14 protein-coding genes are annotated in these 15,345 nt (G+C 58.4%); 8 read left to right on the top strand and 6 right to left on the bottom strand.

Going from position 1 to position 15,345, the window contains the following annotated elements; all coding sequences use genetic code 11:
• The first annotated feature begins 25 nt into the window (after positions 1 to 25).
• Genes ppk2 through CHH27_RS17345 form a run of 3 tightly spaced genes read left to right on the top strand, consistent with a single transcriptional unit; the run spans position 26 to position 2,625 of the window.
• Positions 26 to 934, top strand: a complete 909-nt coding sequence (gene ppk2 / locus CHH27_RS17355; protein WP_094072695.1) for a polyphosphate kinase 2 — start codon at positions 26 to 28, stop codon at positions 932 to 934.
• A gap of 60 nt (positions 935 to 994) precedes the next feature.
• Entirely contained in the window at positions 995 to 1,597 is a 603-nt protein-coding gene (locus tag CHH27_RS17350) for a hypothetical protein (protein ID WP_094072694.1), read from the top strand.
• A gap of 23 nt (positions 1,598 to 1,620) precedes the next feature.
• Positions 1,621 to 2,625 (top strand): Gfo/Idh/MocA family protein, encoded by a 1,005-nt coding sequence (locus tag CHH27_RS17345; protein ID WP_094072693.1) that lies wholly within the window; start codon positions 1,621 to 1,623, stop codon positions 2,623 to 2,625.
• 17 nt (positions 2,626 to 2,642) lie between these two features.
• Here CHH27_RS17345 and CHH27_RS17340 read toward each other — a convergent pair whose 3' ends face one another.
• A complete protein-coding gene (locus CHH27_RS17340; RefSeq protein WP_094072692.1) occupies positions 2,643 to 3,482 on the bottom strand; it encodes an MBL fold metallo-hydrolase in 840 nt (279 codons plus the stop codon).
• A 96-nt stretch (positions 3,483 to 3,578) separates the two neighbouring features.
• Between CHH27_RS17340 and CHH27_RS17335 the strand changes: the two genes are divergently transcribed.
• Complete coding sequence (locus CHH27_RS17335) at positions 3,579 to 4,493, top strand: GlxA family transcriptional regulator (protein WP_094072691.1); 915 nt, start codon at positions 3,579 to 3,581, stop codon at positions 4,491 to 4,493.
• 106 nt (positions 4,494 to 4,599) lie between these two features.
• Here CHH27_RS17335 and CHH27_RS17330 read toward each other — a convergent pair whose 3' ends face one another.
• The gene (locus CHH27_RS17330) at positions 4,600 to 5,037 is read right to left on the bottom strand and encodes a MucR family transcriptional regulator (protein ID WP_094074828.1); all 438 of its coding nucleotides are present in this window, start codon (positions 5,035 to 5,037) and stop codon (positions 4,600 to 4,602) included.
• Positions 5,038 to 5,736: 699 nt separating this feature from the next.
• Between CHH27_RS17330 and CHH27_RS17325 the strand changes: the two genes are divergently transcribed.
• Together CHH27_RS17325 and CHH27_RS17320 are read left to right on the top strand one after the other, a co-directional pair.
• Positions 5,737 to 6,879, top strand: a complete 1,143-nt coding sequence (locus CHH27_RS17325) for a porin (RefSeq protein WP_094072690.1) — start codon at positions 5,737 to 5,739, stop codon at positions 6,877 to 6,879.
• Positions 6,880 to 7,341: 462 nt separating this feature from the next.
• The gene (locus CHH27_RS17320) at positions 7,342 to 9,549 is read left to right on the top strand and encodes an ATP-binding protein (protein ID WP_094072689.1); all 2,208 of its coding nucleotides are present in this window, start codon (positions 7,342 to 7,344) and stop codon (positions 9,547 to 9,549) included.
• Positions 9,550 to 9,687: 138 nt separating this feature from the next.
• On the opposite strand, the gene infC is transcribed toward CHH27_RS17320, so the two are convergent.
• Positions 9,688 to 10,227: a translation initiation factor IF-3 gene (infC, locus tag CHH27_RS17315; RefSeq protein ID WP_094072688.1), complete on the bottom strand. Its 540-nt coding sequence runs from the start codon at positions 10,225 to 10,227 to the stop codon at positions 9,688 to 9,690.
• Between the two features lie 313 nt (positions 10,228 to 10,540).
• Between infC and CHH27_RS17310 the strand changes: the two genes are divergently transcribed.
• The gene (locus CHH27_RS17310; protein WP_094072687.1) at positions 10,541 to 11,005 is read left to right on the top strand and encodes a translation initiation factor IF-3; all 465 of its coding nucleotides are present in this window, start codon (positions 10,541 to 10,543) and stop codon (positions 11,003 to 11,005) included.
• Positions 11,006 to 11,028: 23 nt separating this feature from the next.
• Here the strand turns inward: CHH27_RS17310 and CHH27_RS17305 are convergent, their stop codons facing one another.
• Together CHH27_RS17305 and CHH27_RS17300 are read right to left on the bottom strand one after the other, a co-directional pair.
• Positions 11,029 to 11,409, bottom strand: a complete 381-nt coding sequence (locus CHH27_RS17305) for a YkvA family protein (protein WP_094072686.1) — start codon at positions 11,407 to 11,409, stop codon at positions 11,029 to 11,031.
• 187 nt (positions 11,410 to 11,596) lie between these two features.
• Entirely contained in the window at positions 11,597 to 13,285 is a 1,689-nt protein-coding gene (locus CHH27_RS17300) for an acyl-CoA dehydrogenase family protein (RefSeq protein WP_094074827.1), read from the bottom strand.
• A gap of 162 nt (positions 13,286 to 13,447) precedes the next feature.
• Between CHH27_RS17300 and CHH27_RS17295 the strand changes: the two genes are divergently transcribed.
• Positions 13,448 to 14,359, top strand: a complete 912-nt coding sequence (locus CHH27_RS17295; RefSeq protein WP_094072685.1) for a YihY/virulence factor BrkB family protein — start codon at positions 13,448 to 13,450, stop codon at positions 14,357 to 14,359.
• Positions 14,360 to 14,374: 15 nt separating this feature from the next.
• On the opposite strand, the gene CHH27_RS17290 is transcribed toward CHH27_RS17295, so the two are convergent.
• Positions 14,375 to 15,241, bottom strand: coding sequence for a DMT family transporter (locus tag CHH27_RS17290; RefSeq protein ID WP_094072684.1), 867 nt, complete (start codon positions 15,239 to 15,241; stop codon positions 14,375 to 14,377).
• Between the last annotated feature and the right edge of the window lie 104 nt (positions 15,242 to 15,345).

Genomic DNA, 15,345 nt, shown 5'->3' with positions numbered 1-15,345 from the left:
CAGAATTTTTCAAGGGGACCGATTGATGACCGAAGAGAGCGCAAAGAGCTGGGTTGAGGCCGAATGGGCGGACAGCCTGGATGAAGAACTGGAAATGGAGATCGATGACAATCTGATCGCCAAGGACCTGGCCTTCATTTCGGAAAAGAAACACAAGTCGCCGCTCGACCGGAACACCTACTTTCATGAATTGCTGCGTCTGCAGGCCGAACTGGTGAAACTGCAGGACTGGGTCCAGCACACGGGCGAGAAGATCGTCATTGTCTTTGAAGGTCGCGATGCGGCCGGCAAGGGCGGTGTCATCAAGCGCATCACCCAGCGTCTCAATCCGCGCGTTGCCCGGGTGGTCGCGCTGCCGGCCCCGACAGACCGTGAAAAGACCCAGTGGTACTTCCAGCGTTACGTGCCGCATCTGCCGGCCGCCGGTGAAATGGTCCTGTTCGACCGCTCCTGGTACAACCGGTCAGGTGTTGAGCGTGTGATGGGGTTCGCATCCGAGGATCAGGTCGATCAGTTTTTCAATGACGTTCCGGAATTCGAGCGCATGATTGTGCGCTCCGGCGTGCGCCTGATCAAATACTGGTTCTCGATCACGGATGAGGAACAGCAGCTGCGCTTCCTGATGCGTATCCACGATCCCTTGAAGCAGTGGAAACTGTCGCCGATGGATCTGGAATCGCGCGTGCGCTGGGAAGATTACACCAAGGCAAAGGAAGAGACCTTCGAGCGCACCAACATTCCCGAGGCGCCCTGGTTCATCGTGGAGGGCAATGACAAGAAACAGGCGCGCCTGAACTGCATCTCGCATCTTCTGTCGATGATCCCGTATGAAGAAGTGCCACATGACCCGATCTCCCTGCCGGAACGGGTCTATAATCAGGATTATGAGCGCAAGGTTCTGCCCGAACATCTCTATGTTCCGCAGAAATTCTGATTTGAATGGGCCGGCTCGGGGCGTGATAGCGCCGGGCCGCGCCTGACGGGAAGAGATGCCATGATGCGACGGCCCCTTGTCTGGCTGGCGGTTACCGTTCTTGCGATTCTCGTTGCCGGCTTTTTTGCCGGCGCCAAGATCACGAGCGACTTCTTTGCCAATTCCATGCCGACAACCCGGTTCCAGGTCGCCGACGACCGGCTGTATGTCCGTGGTGAAATCAACGCCCTTTCACTCGATCAGTTCAACGAAGTGATCAGCGCCTTTCCATGGGTGAAAGTGCTGGTGCTGGACGGTATCTCCGGATCGAGCGACGACGAGACCAATGTGAAGCTCGGTTACCGGGTCCGGGAGCTCGGACTGGCAACTCATGTGCCGGCGGGCGCCGAGATCTATTCCGGCGGCGTGGATCTTTTCCTGGCTGGCGTTGAACGGACCATCGGGGAGGGGGCTGTGCTCGGGGTGCATTCCTGGTCGGACGGCATCCATGACGGCGCGCACTATCCGAAGGACAGCCCGGAGCACGAGGAGGCGCGGAAATACACCGAGGACATGCTTGGCGACGATCGTTTCTACTGGTTCACATTGTCAGCGGCGCCCGCAGACGGCATACATGTCATGAGCGACAAGGAGGTCCGGGAATACGGGCTTCTAACCGATTAAATTGCGTGTGAAACGGAGAGAAAATGGCGGACAGGATCAGATGGGGCATCGTTTCGACGGCAAGGATCGGGCTGACAAAGGTTATCCCGGGCATACAACGTTCCGAAACCGGTGTCGCCGCCGCAATTGCCTCAAGAGGGCTTGAAAAGGCCAGGGCGGCCGCAGGTGAGCTCGGCATTGAAAAGGCCTATGGCTCCTATGAAGAGCTCCTGGCCGACCCGGACATCGACGCCATCTACAATCCGCTGCCCAACCATATGCATGTGCCGGTAACGGTCCAGGCGGTCGAGGCGGGCAAACATGTCCTGTGCGAGAAGCCGATTGCACTCAATGCAAGAGAGGCCGAGCAGCTTCTGAAACTGCCGAAAGACAGGTTGGTTGCGGAAGGTTTCATGGTGCGGGCGCATCCGCAATGGATCAGGGCGCGGGATCTCGTGCGCTCGGGAGCCCTGGGAGAGCTGAAGGCAATCCAGGGCTTTTTCAGCTATTACAACGACGATCCGGGCAATATCCGCAACAAGGCCGATATCGGTGGTGGCGCCCTGATGGATATCGGCTGCTACACCATGCTGGCCGGTCGTTTTTTCTACGATGCCGAGCCTGAGCGTGTTGTGTCGCTGATCGACCGGGACCCCGAGTTCGGCACCGACCGGATGACCAGTGCGTTGATGGATTTCGGCGCGAACCGGCACCTGTCCTTTACGGTTTCCACCCAATTGACGCCTTATCAGCGTCTGCAGCTGGTCGGCACGAAGAAGCGCCTGGAAATCGTCATTCCCTTCAACGCGCCACAGGGAGAAGCTCTTCAGATCCGGCTGGATGACGGTTCGCTGCTGGGGGATGCGTCCATGACATCCGAGCTTATCGCGCCCTGTGACCAGTATGCCGAGCTGGCTGACGTCTTCGGACGGGCCGTTTCCGGTGCAGAGCCGCTGCCTTATGGTGCACAGGACGCCGTCCAGAACATGAAGGTCCTGGACGCGATCTTTGCCTCGGCGGAGACGGGTGGCTGGGTCAGCATCAGCTGAGAACCAGAACCTTTCGATCAGGCAGCGGTATAGTCGTAGCCGCTGCCGCTTCGCTCCAGATGGCCAAAGCCAGTTGACGTCAGATGCGTCGCTGCGAATGGAATTTTGTTCGAGGCGAACCTGTCGAAGAGGGTCTTGCGTGTCTCGGCGGCCTTTGCCGGGTCGCCGTCCAGAGCGTAGTGGATGTCGGGATTTCCAAACTGCAACGCCTCTGAAACGACGGCATCTGCAATCAGCATGAGCTCACGGGTCCCTGCAGACAGATGCACCACCTGGTGACCGGGTGTGTGCCCGGCGGCCGGCAGCAGAGTGATGCCGCCGCCAAGGTCTGCTTCACCTTCATGCAACTTGATCTGACCCTTGAGCGGAGTGCCAAGCGCCTGAATCAGCTCGATCAGGGGGCGCTGGTCTTCCGGGACGGATTGCGGAAGCGCTGCATCCGTCCAGAAAACCCATTCGGCCGCCTGCATGTGAATTGTCGCGTTTGGAAAAAGACTGCGGCCACCGGCAACAAGCCCGCCAATGTGGTCGGCATGCATATGGGTCACAATAATGTCGGTGACTGCCGCGCGTTCTTCCATCCTGTCATCAAGCTGCCAGCCGAGGTTGCCGGTGTCAGCAAAACGCTCTTTCAGCCAGCTGCCGGACCCTGCATCGACCAGCACCTTTCGTGCCTCTGCCTCTATCAGCCAGGTGTTGGCGCCAAAACGCGCCGTCGGCAGAACATGTCTGTGTTCTTGGGGGGAAAGATTGGAAAAGTAGGCGCCGGGCACATCGAGGAAACCGTCAGACAGTGTGGTGACTGTCAGGTTTCCCAGGCGGGTTTGGGTCGGGGACGGCTGAGAAGGAACGAGCATCTTGATATCACTCCGTTTTCTGTTGCCTGGAAGTTAGGCTCGATCGCTAGCTGTCGGGATTGGCGCGTTTGACAAAAAATGTGCTAAATCAGCCAAATGATAACTCGCTTGCCCGTAGCCATTCTTGCCTATCCGGGATCCTTGGACTCAGCTGTGCTTGGTCTGCAGGACATTATTGGGCATGCAAACGGGATCTCTGACACCGTCCTGGATCTTGCCGTTCTAAACACGTTTCAACCGCATCCAGAACGGTATGCGGCATTGATACTGCCACCGTCGGCAGGGCCGGTTTTTGCAGAGGAAGTGCCGCAGATTTCGGATTTTCTGGTGGGGCAGCACCGAACGGGGGCCGTCGTCTGTTCTGCCTGCACGGGGTTGGCCTTCATAGCGGAGGCCGATCTGACAGGCGGGAGGCTGGTGACGACCCATTGGGGGCTCGCGCAGCACCTTCGTGCAGCCTACCCCGGCCTGCAGCTGGACACCGATCAGCTCCTGATCGAATACTCTGATCTCGTTACGGCTGGGGGACTGATGGCCTGGGTCGACCTGGCGCTCGCCCTGATTGAGCGTTTTCAGGGGCATGATGTTGCCCTGGAAACGGCGCGCCATTTCATTGTCGAATTCAAGCGGCGTGATCAGCGCCGGTTTCACCGCTTCCTGCCGGAGCTGCGCCACGGCGACCAGGCCGTTCTGAAAGCCCAGCATCATCTGGAAGCCCGGTACCGTGATCCGCTCACGGTCAGGGATATGGCCGAAGTGAGCGGGCTGCCGGGGCGCAGCTTTCAGCGGCGTTTCAAGACCGCCACCGGCTTGTCACCTCAAGCCTATCTGCAGGAACTCAGGATCGAACGGGCAAGAGTGTTGCTGATCGAGACCAAAACCAGTGTCTCGGAGATTTGTTATGCGGTTGGTTACAACGATCCACCGTCCTTCATTCGCCTGTTTGGCCGCCTGGCCGGCTTGACGCCACGGGCCTTTCGAGAGCAGTTCAGGCGAAAGAACGCGCGTTAGCCGACGGCCTTTCAAAGAAGAGCAGACAGTTTCAACCGGCAGCGCGATTGTTTTGTTCCGACCGCTATTCCATCGGTGTTTCGGATTTATCCAGACCAGTTCACTTTCAATTCCGGATCTGCTCACCTGCATCCCGTTTGTGCCCCAGTTTCGCCTTTCTGGCCATTTCCGCGCGCCTCTTGGAGTATTTGGGGGCGACCATCGGATAGGTCGCTGACAGGCTCCACTTCTCGCGATATTCGCGGGGCGTGAGGTTGTACTTGGTCTTGAGGTGGCGGGTCAGAAACTTGAACGGTTTGCCGTCTTCCAGGCAGTAGATGAACTCCGGCGTGACCGACTTTTCGACTGGGACCGCTGGAACAGGCTGCCCGTTTGACGCCTGTGATCCGGCCGCTTGCTCCAGAGCGCCGTGAACGTTGCGGATCAGTTCGGTCAGATCCTCAGTCGGAACCGTGTTGTTGGTGACATAAGTGGAGACGATATCCGCCGTCAGCGTGACAAGGCTCGAAGCCTCGACGCTATTGCCATTGTCTTGCTCCAGCATGGAAGCTCCCTGTCCCGCGGTAAACATCCTGACCGGAACGGCGGACGCGGTCCCGGAAAAACTTCCCTAATAGATCTGTATGACGACTTCTCATTTCAAGTACTGTCCAAATTTTTTTAAAATAAATTTGTAACAAAGATCTTTTTGTGGCGAGTTTGCGACGGAGTGAGTCATTGGCCTGTAAAATGGAAGAAAAACGAAAATTGCTGCGTCGCAGCGAGAAAAACTAGCTATAAATGACAATCCTGAACAACAAAAACGCGAAAATTTCGCTCGGAAATACAAATGCTGAGGCTCATTTTTCGGGTTTGCAAAATTAAACTGATCAGTTTAACTCCATCGAAAAAACGGAAGATCAGTTTTTGGATCTAAATATTCTTAAGTAAAACACCTGGTGCAAAAACGGTGGCATATGGGGTTGCGGTGCCGGATGTTCAAGAGGGTGCGCCAAAATGTGAAAAAGGATAAAAATCCTATGCAATTCATAGTGTTGTAAAAATATGACTCCCGGATTCAATATGCTGAATTTTCGTTTTTTGAGTTGCGTTCTGTCGATTCGATCGGCTTTTTAAGGGCGTCGCCGCCGAGATGGACTATGTATATTCCAGTAGGCGGAAGTTAAAATGCGCGCTTTGCGGAACACGTTTAAGTATTCGTGTCTCCTCCCTCCCCGGCGCAAAATCGAAATTGGAGAAGCAAATGAACTTCAAGAGCTTGATGCTCGGCGCTGCGGCCATCGCCACAGCCTCCACCGCCCAGGCAGCGGACCTTCCCGTTGCTCCGGAGCCGGTCGACTATGTCCGTGTCTGCGATGCCTATGGTGCACGTTTCTACTACATCCCGGGCACCGAAACCTGCCTCCGCGTCGGCGGCCGTGTTCGTACCCAGTTTGTCGTAAACAATGTTCTGGACGACGCCAACTCGCCGTGGCGCAACCGTGACAGCGACGGCTACTCCTGGCTGGCTCGTGGTTACCTGTACCTCGACGCTCGCACAGCAACCGAGTTCGGCACGCTGCGCAGCTACGTCTCCATCTACGGGTCTTCGACCAACGGTGACAATTCTTCCTTCACCCTCGACAATGCCTATATCCAGTGGGGTGGTCTGACCGCAGGTCGTCTGACCTCGAACTTCGACATCTTCACCGGTCAGGCGTTCATCGGTGTGGTTGATCGCGACTGGTCCGACGTCACCGTGAACCAGATCGCCTATACCGCAGCCTTCGGCAACGGTTTCTCCGCAACCATCGCTCTGGAAGACCGTTCGGAGCGTGAATACGGCAACTACGGCGGCACTCGTATGCCGGACGTCGTCGCCGCACTCGGCGTTTCCCAGGGTTGGGGTAGCGCACAGCTGTCCGGTGCCCTGCACCAGGTTTATCCGGATGCGGCTGCCAACGGCACCAATACCGGTAATGGCGAGGATGATCTCGGCTGGGCCATCGGCGGTGGCGTGAGCGTCAACCTGCCGTTCGCGAACTCCGGTTCGAACATCTTCTTCCAGGGCTTCTACGCTGACGGCGCTCTTGCCTACGTCACAACCTACGACGGCGTTGCGGACTACAATGGCAACGACACGTCTACCGGTTATTCCCTTTCGGCTGGTGCTTACATCCAGGCAACCAGCACGATCGGTCTTGCGCTTGACGGTTCCTATGCCGACATTGATGCTGCAAGCGGCCTGAACGACGTTACCCGTTACGCGATCGACGGCTCGGTTCAGTGGGAGCCGGTGTCCGGCTTCCTGCTTGGTGCCGATGTCGGTTACGCCAACGTTGATGTCGACACCCAGGGTGACACGGACGAACTCCTCTTCGGTGTTCGTATGCAGCGCACATTCTGATCAGACGACAGTTCGCCTGACTGAAGACCTCCAACCTCCAGTCAGTCATGCGGCCCGGCAGGCTCCAATCTGCCGGGCCGTCCCCTTTTCCGGGTCGGTGATGTCGGTCAGGCCCGAATGAACGTGATAGGAGCAGCAAGGTCGCGACAACTTGTCCTTGGCGGTCAGGTGTTTGCTCCCCTGTCCTTGGGCCTGGAGTTGATTCGACTTCGGTGCATGTCAGTTTCTGCAGTTGTTTGAAGCAGTTTTTCGATTTTCTATCGTCAAAAATATCGATGTTCGGAGATGTATATTTTGCATTAATTGCAAACTGCGTATCTTTTTTGCTGCGGATGAAGAACGGGGTAGTGAAGATTTGCAGTTCGCGCTGTTTCATTGTGTCATCAGTGTGCCTGTGCAGGGGGAGATTGATACGACCCCTGGGGTGCTACGGTCTTCCCGAGGGCCACAGGAGGCGTCCCGATGACCGAAGAAACTGTCAGTGCCGCGTCCGTCGCAGATATTCCGAGAACAGATTCGGAACGCCTCATAAAGGCTTACGGCATCCTGTTTGTCGGCGGCATCCTGCTGCTTTCCGCGGTGGGGGCCGGGTTCGGAATACTTCAGGCCAAGCAGATATCCGATCGGTTGACGCGTGAGGCGATCGGGCAGGCGGAACTGCTCCACAAGGGTTTGCAGCATCAACTCGAAGAAGCTCAGCAACATGTGGATGGCATGCGGTTCGTGATGGAGACCCTGCTATCACGAAAGGAGCTGAGCAGCGGCGGCAGCACGAGTGAAACGCTGGAAAGTCTCGGACTTGGCAGTCCTGCCGGGGCCCCCTGGGATATCCTGCCGCCTGAGCTCAGATCCAAAACGGGGACGCTCTATGTTCGCAAGAGCGCTGCAGGTTACCGGCGGGAGCTGGACGACATGCTGACGGCGCTGCCGCTGATGTGGAATGCGCACAAGAAGTTCCCCAACCTGCAGTGGAGCTATTACTACGATGCGGCGGGCGAATTCAGCGTTCTCTACCCGGGGCTCGATTTCAGGGCGCTGAGCGGAGCAACCGGTAAAACCACGATGGACGAGATCCTCGACGTGGTGTTTGCGGCAGGTGGGACCTACCCGGTGAATTTGGTTGGTCCGGAGCAGAATCCCGGCCGTCGGCTTGCCTGGACGCCGCCATATCCAGATGCCGCAGCAGCAGGGTTGATGGTGTCGCTGGTGGCACCGGTCTACCATTTGGACGACTTTGTCGGCGTCTTTGGTTCGGACCTGACGCTGGCCGTTCTGAACGAGCAGCTGAAGGTCGACGATACCGCCATTGCCAGGTTCTGGGTTCTGGCAGAAGGCGGTCAGGTGATCGCCGCCTCAAGGCCACCGCAGGAGATGTCCAGCCGAATCCTGAATTTGTCCGAAGTGCTCGATCCCTTGCAGGTTGAAACCGTTTTCTCCATCAGTCCCAATGAATTGCAGCGGTCCGACCATGGTGTCTGGAAGACATTCGATCTGCAGGGGACACCCTGGCGGATGTTGCTTTACATCGCCAAGGAAGATCTCCGGTCTTCCGTTTTTGAGCTGATGACGCCGTATCTCGCCATGATGAGCCTATGCGTCGCGTCGCTGATCGGGCTTGTGGTCCTCCAGCACCGCCGCTTCACGCTGCCTGCCTTGCAGCTGGCCCGTCATGTCGAAAATCTGCCGCACAAGGTGCGGATCCAGAGCCCCGTAGTGCCGCGTCACTGGAAGAGCTTGTTCGGGCGTGCAAATACCACGGAACTTGAGCGCCGTGAGGCCATTCACAAGCTCCAGGATGTGAATGCGGATCTGGAAGGCCGTGTGGCCGAGCGCGCCCGGGAACTCACGCAGGCCAACGCGGAATTATCCCGGACCGTGGCGGAGCTGAAGGAGGCACAGAGCCAGCTGGTCAAATCGGAAAAGCTTGCCGGTCTGGGCTCCCTGGTCGCGGGTGTTGCCCATGAGCTGAACACGCCGATCGGCAATGCCGTCATGATGGCGAGCACTCTTGTTGACAGGAGCCGGGACTTCAGGAGGGCGGTCGACCAGCCATTGGAGCCGGAAATTCTTCTGGAATTTGCCGAAGTGGTCGACAATGGCAACCAGCTGATCTTGCGCAATCTGAGCAAGGCCGACGAACTGGTTGCCAGCTTCAAGCAGGTTGCAGTTGACCAGACAAGCTACAAGCGCCGCGTCTTCAGTTTCTCCGAAATCGTCAAGGAAATCGGTGTGACCCTCGGGCCGTCTCTTGAAAAGGCGCATGTCATTGTCGAAACGACGATCAAAGCCGATGCGGAGATGGACAGTTATCCCGGACCGGTCGGGCAGGTGCTGCTCAATCTCTACAACAATGCACTTGTCCATGCCTTCCCGCCGGAGGCGTCGGGTGTCATCAAGGTCCATTCGGTCACGGACGGAAGCCATCTGACGCTCACCGTTGCCGACAATGGCATGGGGATTCCTGACGAGACCATCGGCAAGATTTTCGACCCGTTCTTCACGACCAAGCTTGGTATGGGTGGATCAGGGCTCGGCCTGCATATCGTCTATAATCTCGTCACCGAACTGCTCGGTGGAAAAATCGACGTGGAGAGCAAGGTTGGCGAGGGGACGACATTCAAGATCGTTCTGCCTCTCGTTGCCCCGAAACGGCCGATGGAGGACGTTTGAGCGCTTTTTGCTTATTGGAGCTTCCGGGAGAAGTCACCTGGCTGCTCGGACGTGATCTGTAAAGCTGTCCCAGCCGAATTGGACAAAACAAAAAACCCCGCCGAGGCGGGGTTTTCGAATTCCTGAGATGCGGGCCGGTTACTTGATCGGCGCAAGCACCATCACCATCTGCCGACCTTCCAGTTTCGGAGCGGATTCGACCTTGGCGATCTCGTTGGTTTCTTCGCGGACCTTGTTGAGCAGGTTCATGCCCAGGTCCTGGTGCGCCATTTCACGCCCCCTGAAGCGGAGTGTGACCTTCACCTTGTCTCCGTCATTGAAGAAACGCAGCATGTTTTTCATCTTCACCTCATAGTCATGGGTGTCGATGTTCGGACGCATCTTGATCTCCTTGATCTCGACGGTCTTCTGCTTCTTGCGGGCTTCTGCGGCTTTCTTCTGGGCCTGGTACTTGTACCGGCCATAGTCCAGGATCTTGCAGACGGGCGGGTTTGCGTTGGGCTGGATTTCAACTAGATCCAGGCCTGCATCCAGGGCGATATCCATCGCCTCCTCGGTCGGCACGACACCACGGTTGGCGCCTTCATGATCAATCAACTGGACTTCGCGAACGCGAATTTCTTGGTTGGTGCGCGGGCCTTCCTTCGTGGGAGGCGGGGCGCGGAACGGACGGCGAATGGTCGCAATCTCCTCTATCGTTTCAACGTGGCGTCAGGATTTGGCTCGATACCTACACGAAAAGCCTCGGAACAACTGCACCAAGGGGACTGAACGTGCTTGGCTTGACGCCATCCCCTAAGCTCCTGCGAAACCGGCAAAAAGTCAACCGAAAACAACGGTTTTCTTGGGGCCTTCGCGGATTTTCGGCAGCGGTCCGTTCCCTGGCGGAATTCAATCTGTCTGCCGACCGGTCTTGTCCCGGCTGTTGCATTTGCTTCCGTGCGGGCTCAAGTAAGGAGGCAGACTATCGAGATCAAGAAGGACAGGCGGCTTGGACGGCGGAAAATTTGTTTATCAGCTCCTCAAGGTGGTGACCGGGTTCATTCTTGCCGTACTGGCTTGCGGGCTGTTCCTTGTGTGGGGCTTTTTCCGTGCCGGTCCGCCGGACACCGATCCTGTTGGCTTCGCGGCGACCGTCGGTGCCGGGCTTGTAACCGCCAGCGTTGTCGGTGCAACCGCCCTGGTTCCGGCAGGGCTGCTCATAGCGGTTGCCGAAACTGCCCGGCTCAAGGGCATTGTGTTTCACATGGCGGCCGCGGGCCTGATCGCCTTTGCGGTCTGGACCCTGGGAAGCGAGGCCGATGCCGAGACGCTCCGTCCGGGCAGCGGGGTGGCGCTGGCTGCCGGGTTTGTCGCCGGTGCGGTTTACTGGCTGATCGCCGGCCGGACATCCGGTTGCTGGCACGGCCTGCAGCGGCGCGACACGAAGCCGGCCGATCAAGAACGAGTCGACTGAAATCCAACTTTAGATAGTGCAGTTCAGAGATCGCCGTCCTTGAGTGCCTCGCGCGCGGCATCGTAGTGATCGTCGCGCATATGGCTGCGGATCATGGCGATTGCAGCCATCAGCACGGTGGCATCATCGCCAAAACCGATGCCGAGGATAAAATCCGGGATCGTATCGACCGGTAGAACAAAATAGGCTAGCGCCGCGAGAAGCGTGGCCCGCACCTTTGCCGGTGTTGACGGGTCAAGCGCGCAATAATAGCCGGCGATGACGTCTTCCATGAACGGGACCTGGCGCGCCGCCTTTCTTGCGGTCGCCATGAGCTTTTGCCGGACGGTGACCTTCTGGTCTTCTTCCGGTCCCAGGATTTCGGGGTCGAAACCAAGGTCCTCAAATGAAAACGAAGATGTCATGAGTCGCGTCTTTCGTGATCCTGCATGACATACAATCTGGGGGCAGAACGCCGCCAGTTCAACCGCAGTCACCCCAGCAGAGAGGTCTGCGCCGGTTCGCACGGTGTCAGGAACCGCAGAACCGGCGTTGCCTTTTCACGTGTTGAATGACGCAGGGAGGCTGCAAAGGCAGCCTCCTCATTTGCGCTTATGAATTGCCTCTGGTTTCCAGGAGACGGCGGGCGATGACCTGTGCCTGAATCTCGGCAGCCCCTTCGAAAATGTTCAGGATCCGGGCATCGCACAGGACGCGGGAGATCGCGTATTCCAGCGCGAAGCCGTTGCCGCCGTGGATCTGCAAGGCATTGTCGGCGGCTGCCCAGGCAACGCGCGCGCCAAGCAGCTTGGCCATGCCGGCTTCCAGGTCGCAGCGTTTGCCGCTGTCCTTCTGCCAGGAGGAGAAGTAGGTCAGCTGACGCGCGATCATCAGTTCGACCGTCATCAGGGCAAGCTTGTCCGAAACACGCGGGAAGTGGATGAGAGCCTTGCCGAACTGGATGCGCTCCTCTGCATATTTCAGACCGAGGTCCAGCGCGGACTGGGCCACACCGAGTGCCCGGGCCGCGGTCTGGATACGAGCGCCCTCGAATGTCTGCATCAGCTGCTTGAAGCCTTCGCCCTCGACCTGTCCAAGCAGGTTTTCGCCCTTCACCTCAAACCCGTCGAAGGCGATTTCGTATTCCTTCATGCCGCGGTAGCCGAGCACTTCAATTTCGCCACCGCTCATGCCTTCCGCCGGGAACGGATCTTCATCCGTGCCCCGGGGCTTTTCGGCGATGAACATGGACAGGCCCTTGTAACCGGGCTCGTCCGGGTTGGTCCGGGCCAGCAGCGTCATGATGTCGGCGCGCACCGGATGGGTGATCCAGGTCTTGTTGCCGGAAATCTTCCAGGTGTCCCCGTCCTTCACCGCGCGGGTTTTCAGCGAAGCCAGGTCGGAGCCGGTATTGGGCTCGGTGAAGACGGCCGTCGGCAGGATCTCGCCGGACGCGATTTTCGGCAGCCAGTGCTGTTTCTGCTCTTCCGTGCCGCCGCACAGGATCAGTTCCGCGGCAATCTCGGAGCGCGTGCCAAGCGAACCGACACCGATATAGGCCCGGGAAAGCTCCTCGGACACCACGCACATGGCTTCCTTGCCGAGGCCGAGCCCGCCATAGTCCTCGGGAATGGTGAGGCCGAAGACGCCGAGTTCGGACATCTGGCCGATGACGTCGAGCGGAATATAGTCGTTGTTCAGGTGCCATTCATGGGCATGAGGCACGACGGTGCCTTCGGCAAACCGCCGCATTTCGTTGCGGATCTGCTCCATGGTCTCGTCGAGGCCCGGATCGCCGAAGGTGGAATGACCGGCCTGGTCGCGGATCAGCTGCGTGATTTCCCTGCGGATGTCGGGGGTGTTGCCGGTATCGATCAGGGCCACGATCTCGGGCGTATGAAGGTCCTGGACCTCCTGAAAGGACAGTCCGAGATCGGCAAGGCGGACAAATTCACCCTGGTTCATCGGAATGCCGCCGAAAATCTGGGCCAGGTATTCGGCAAACCCCAGCTGGACAATCCGGTCCTCCAGCGTGCCGTAACGGCCTTCTTCCGTGAGCCTGAGAGCATAAGCGTTCAGCTGGCGCAGCGATTCGACATAGGTTGCCAGCCAGGCAAGGCCGTGGGTTGCCCGCTGCTCTTCCTCCATCCGGGTGGCCGAGATCCTGCCGTCCGCGGTGACCAACGCTCGGACGCGCTGCGCTGCGAGATCCAGCAGCCGGTCGAGCGTTTCGACGGCGGCCTCGGTGCGCTCGTGAAGGTTTTGCTGGTTCTCTGCCGCCGGAAGAGCTGCGGTGGACATGGCGATCTCCGTTTTCATTTGTTGCGCCCGGGGGCATTTTCTTGAAGCTATGTTGCGTTGCACACCGGCATTTGTCGAGGGCGAATTTATAGACCTTTTGGAGGATGGGGTTTTTTGCCCCCGGACTTGACGGATCGGCCGCCTCAGGGCCACATCAAGCCCATGCGCGTCCGACAAACAGTCCTGGTAATCTATGCCGTCCTGAAGGACGCCATCGGCCATTTCGCCCGCGACGACGGTTTCGCAATGGCCAGCCATGTGGCCTTGTCCGGCCTGTTGGCGGTGTTCCCGCTGCTGATCTTCATTGCGTCGCTGGCAGCCTTTTTCGGCATGACCGGTGCGGCCGACACCGTCTCCGATCTTCTTTTCGATGCCTGGCCCGAAAGCGTTGCGTCGCCGGTGGTCAACGAAATCCACGATGTGCTGACCGTCCGGCGCGGCGATCTTCTGACCTTCGGTGCGGTTGCCGCGCTCTGGTTTGCGTCGAACGGGGTCGAAGCGCTGCGCACGGCGCTCAACCGGGCCTATCGGCAGACAGAACAACGTTCGATCATCCTGCTCAGATTGCAGTCGCTCGGGCTGGTCCTGCTGGGGGCGGCCATCTTGCTGTCCTACACGTTTCTGGTGGTTCTGGCGCCGCTCGCCCTGGAAACCCTCCAGGCCTATGTGCCCCAGGTCGAATCGTTTCTGCTGTCGATCAACGTGGCCCGCTTCACCCTCGCCGGGTCTCTTCTGATCATCGGCCTGTTCGTCACGCACTGGCTGTTGCCTGCAGGCAAACGGTCATTTCGCGACCTGTGGCCGGGTGTGCTGGCGACGCTTGTCATGTGGATCATCGCGGGCAGCGCCTTCGGTGCCTATCTGGCGAGCTTTGCCAACTATGTTTCCACCTATGGCAGCCTTGCCGGGATCATGACCGCGCTGATCTTTCTCTATATCTGCGCGCTGGTGTTCATCCTGGGCGGAGAACTGAATGCCGCGATCTTGCGGCAAAGGCGGTACTGGCAGCGCCAGAAAGACCGCCGAAAGGAGCCTGTGACGGTTCCGGCCGACGCGACCCCTCCCAGCTTCTGACGTCTGAAGGCAGTCTTAAGCCGCCTTGCGAATGGTCAGGACGGCGCCGATCACCAGAACCATGCCGCCGATCTGGACGGGGGACAGGATTTCGCCAAAAAGGAAATAGCTTTCCACCGCCGTTGCCACCGGCACCAGGTAGAACAGGCTCGCCACCTTTGAGACCGCGCCCTCCCGGATCAGCAACATCAGCAGCAGGATGGCGCCGACCGACAGCACCAGCACCAGCCAGGCCATGGCGAAGATCAGCTCTCCCGACCAGGTGATCTGCCAGCTTTCCGCAAGGCTGAACGGCACCGTGACGACCAGTGCTCCCACATATTGCCAGACCGTGGCCGCCAGCAGATCCGTCTGCTGTACAAAACGCTTCTGATAGACGGTGCCGAAACTGATGGCAGCCACCGCAACGAAGACGATGCCCACCGTGGCAGCTGTAATGCCCGAACCGCCGAGGTCGAATTTCGGTCCGAGCACCAATGCAAGGCCCGCTGCGCCAATGGCCATGGAGAGCCAGTGTTTCCTCGAAATCGTCTCGTTCAGGAGCCCGACCGCCATCAGGGCCGTCAGCACAGGCTGCAGACCGACAATGATGGAGGAAAGACCAGCCGGCATACCTTGCTTGATCGCCCAGAACACGCCGCCAAGATAAATCCCGTGCACCAGCATGCCCGTGACGATGCAATGAAACACCGCCATTGGCGTTTTCGGCCAGGACTTTGCGAGCAACAGCGCGAGCAGAATCAGGATCGGCAAAACAGCGACAAAACGCACCGTCAAAAAGACCATGGGCTCAATGTAAGGCGCCCCCAGCTTGGAGCCGACAAAGCCGGTCGACCACAAAAGGACAAAAATTGCCGGAGCAAGTCTCGCAAGAGAAATCAAGTGTGACCTCAAGGGCTAAGGAGAAATCTGTCGTAACGGAAGAAGAGTGCCTGATTGGCCGAGTTGCGCGGATGTTAACTGTAAATTGGCAATTTTATCCAATT

Source organism: Labrenzia sp. VG12, assembly GCF_002237595.1.
In the GTDB taxonomy this organism is placed as follows: Bacteria; Pseudomonadota; Alphaproteobacteria; order Rhizobiales; family Stappiaceae; genus Roseibium.
The sequence above is the reverse complement of the archived record's forward strand: the minus strand, read 5'-3'. Positions and strand labels throughout refer to the sequence as shown.

Coding starts and splice junctions, on each gene's coding strand:
- CHH27_RS17330 (WP_094074828.1), bottom strand. CDS start 5,037: ATGCTGGAGCAAGACAATGGCAATAGCGTCGAGGCTTCGAGCCTTGTC.
- CHH27_RS17350 (WP_094072694.1), top strand. CDS start 995: ATGATGCGACGGCCCCTTGTCTGGCTGGCGGTTACCGTTCTTGCGATT.
- CHH27_RS17295 (WP_094072685.1), top strand. CDS start 13,448: ATGCGCGTCCGACAAACAGTCCTGGTAATCTATGCCGTCCTGAAGGAC.
- CHH27_RS17345 (WP_094072693.1), top strand. CDS start 1,621: ATGGCGGACAGGATCAGATGGGGCATCGTTTCGACGGCAAGGATCGGG.
- CHH27_RS17320 (WP_094072689.1), top strand. CDS start 7,342: ATGACCGAAGAAACTGTCAGTGCCGCGTCCGTCGCAGATATTCCGAGA.
- CHH27_RS17325 (WP_094072690.1), top strand. CDS start 5,737: ATGAACTTCAAGAGCTTGATGCTCGGCGCTGCGGCCATCGCCACAGCC.
- CHH27_RS17340 (WP_094072692.1), bottom strand. CDS start 3,482: ATGCTCGTTCCTTCTCAGCCGTCCCCGACCCAAACCCGCCTGGGAAAC.
- ppk2 (WP_094072695.1), top strand. CDS start 26: ATGACCGAAGAGAGCGCAAAGAGCTGGGTTGAGGCCGAATGGGCGGAC.
- CHH27_RS17305 (WP_094072686.1), bottom strand. CDS start 11,409: ATGACATCTTCGTTTTCATTTGAGGACCTTGGTTTCGACCCCGAAATC.
- CHH27_RS17335 (WP_094072691.1), top strand. CDS start 3,579: ATGATAACTCGCTTGCCCGTAGCCATTCTTGCCTATCCGGGATCCTTG.
- CHH27_RS17300 (WP_094074827.1), bottom strand. CDS start 13,285: ATGTCCACCGCAGCTCTTCCGGCGGCAGAGAACCAGCAAAACCTTCAC.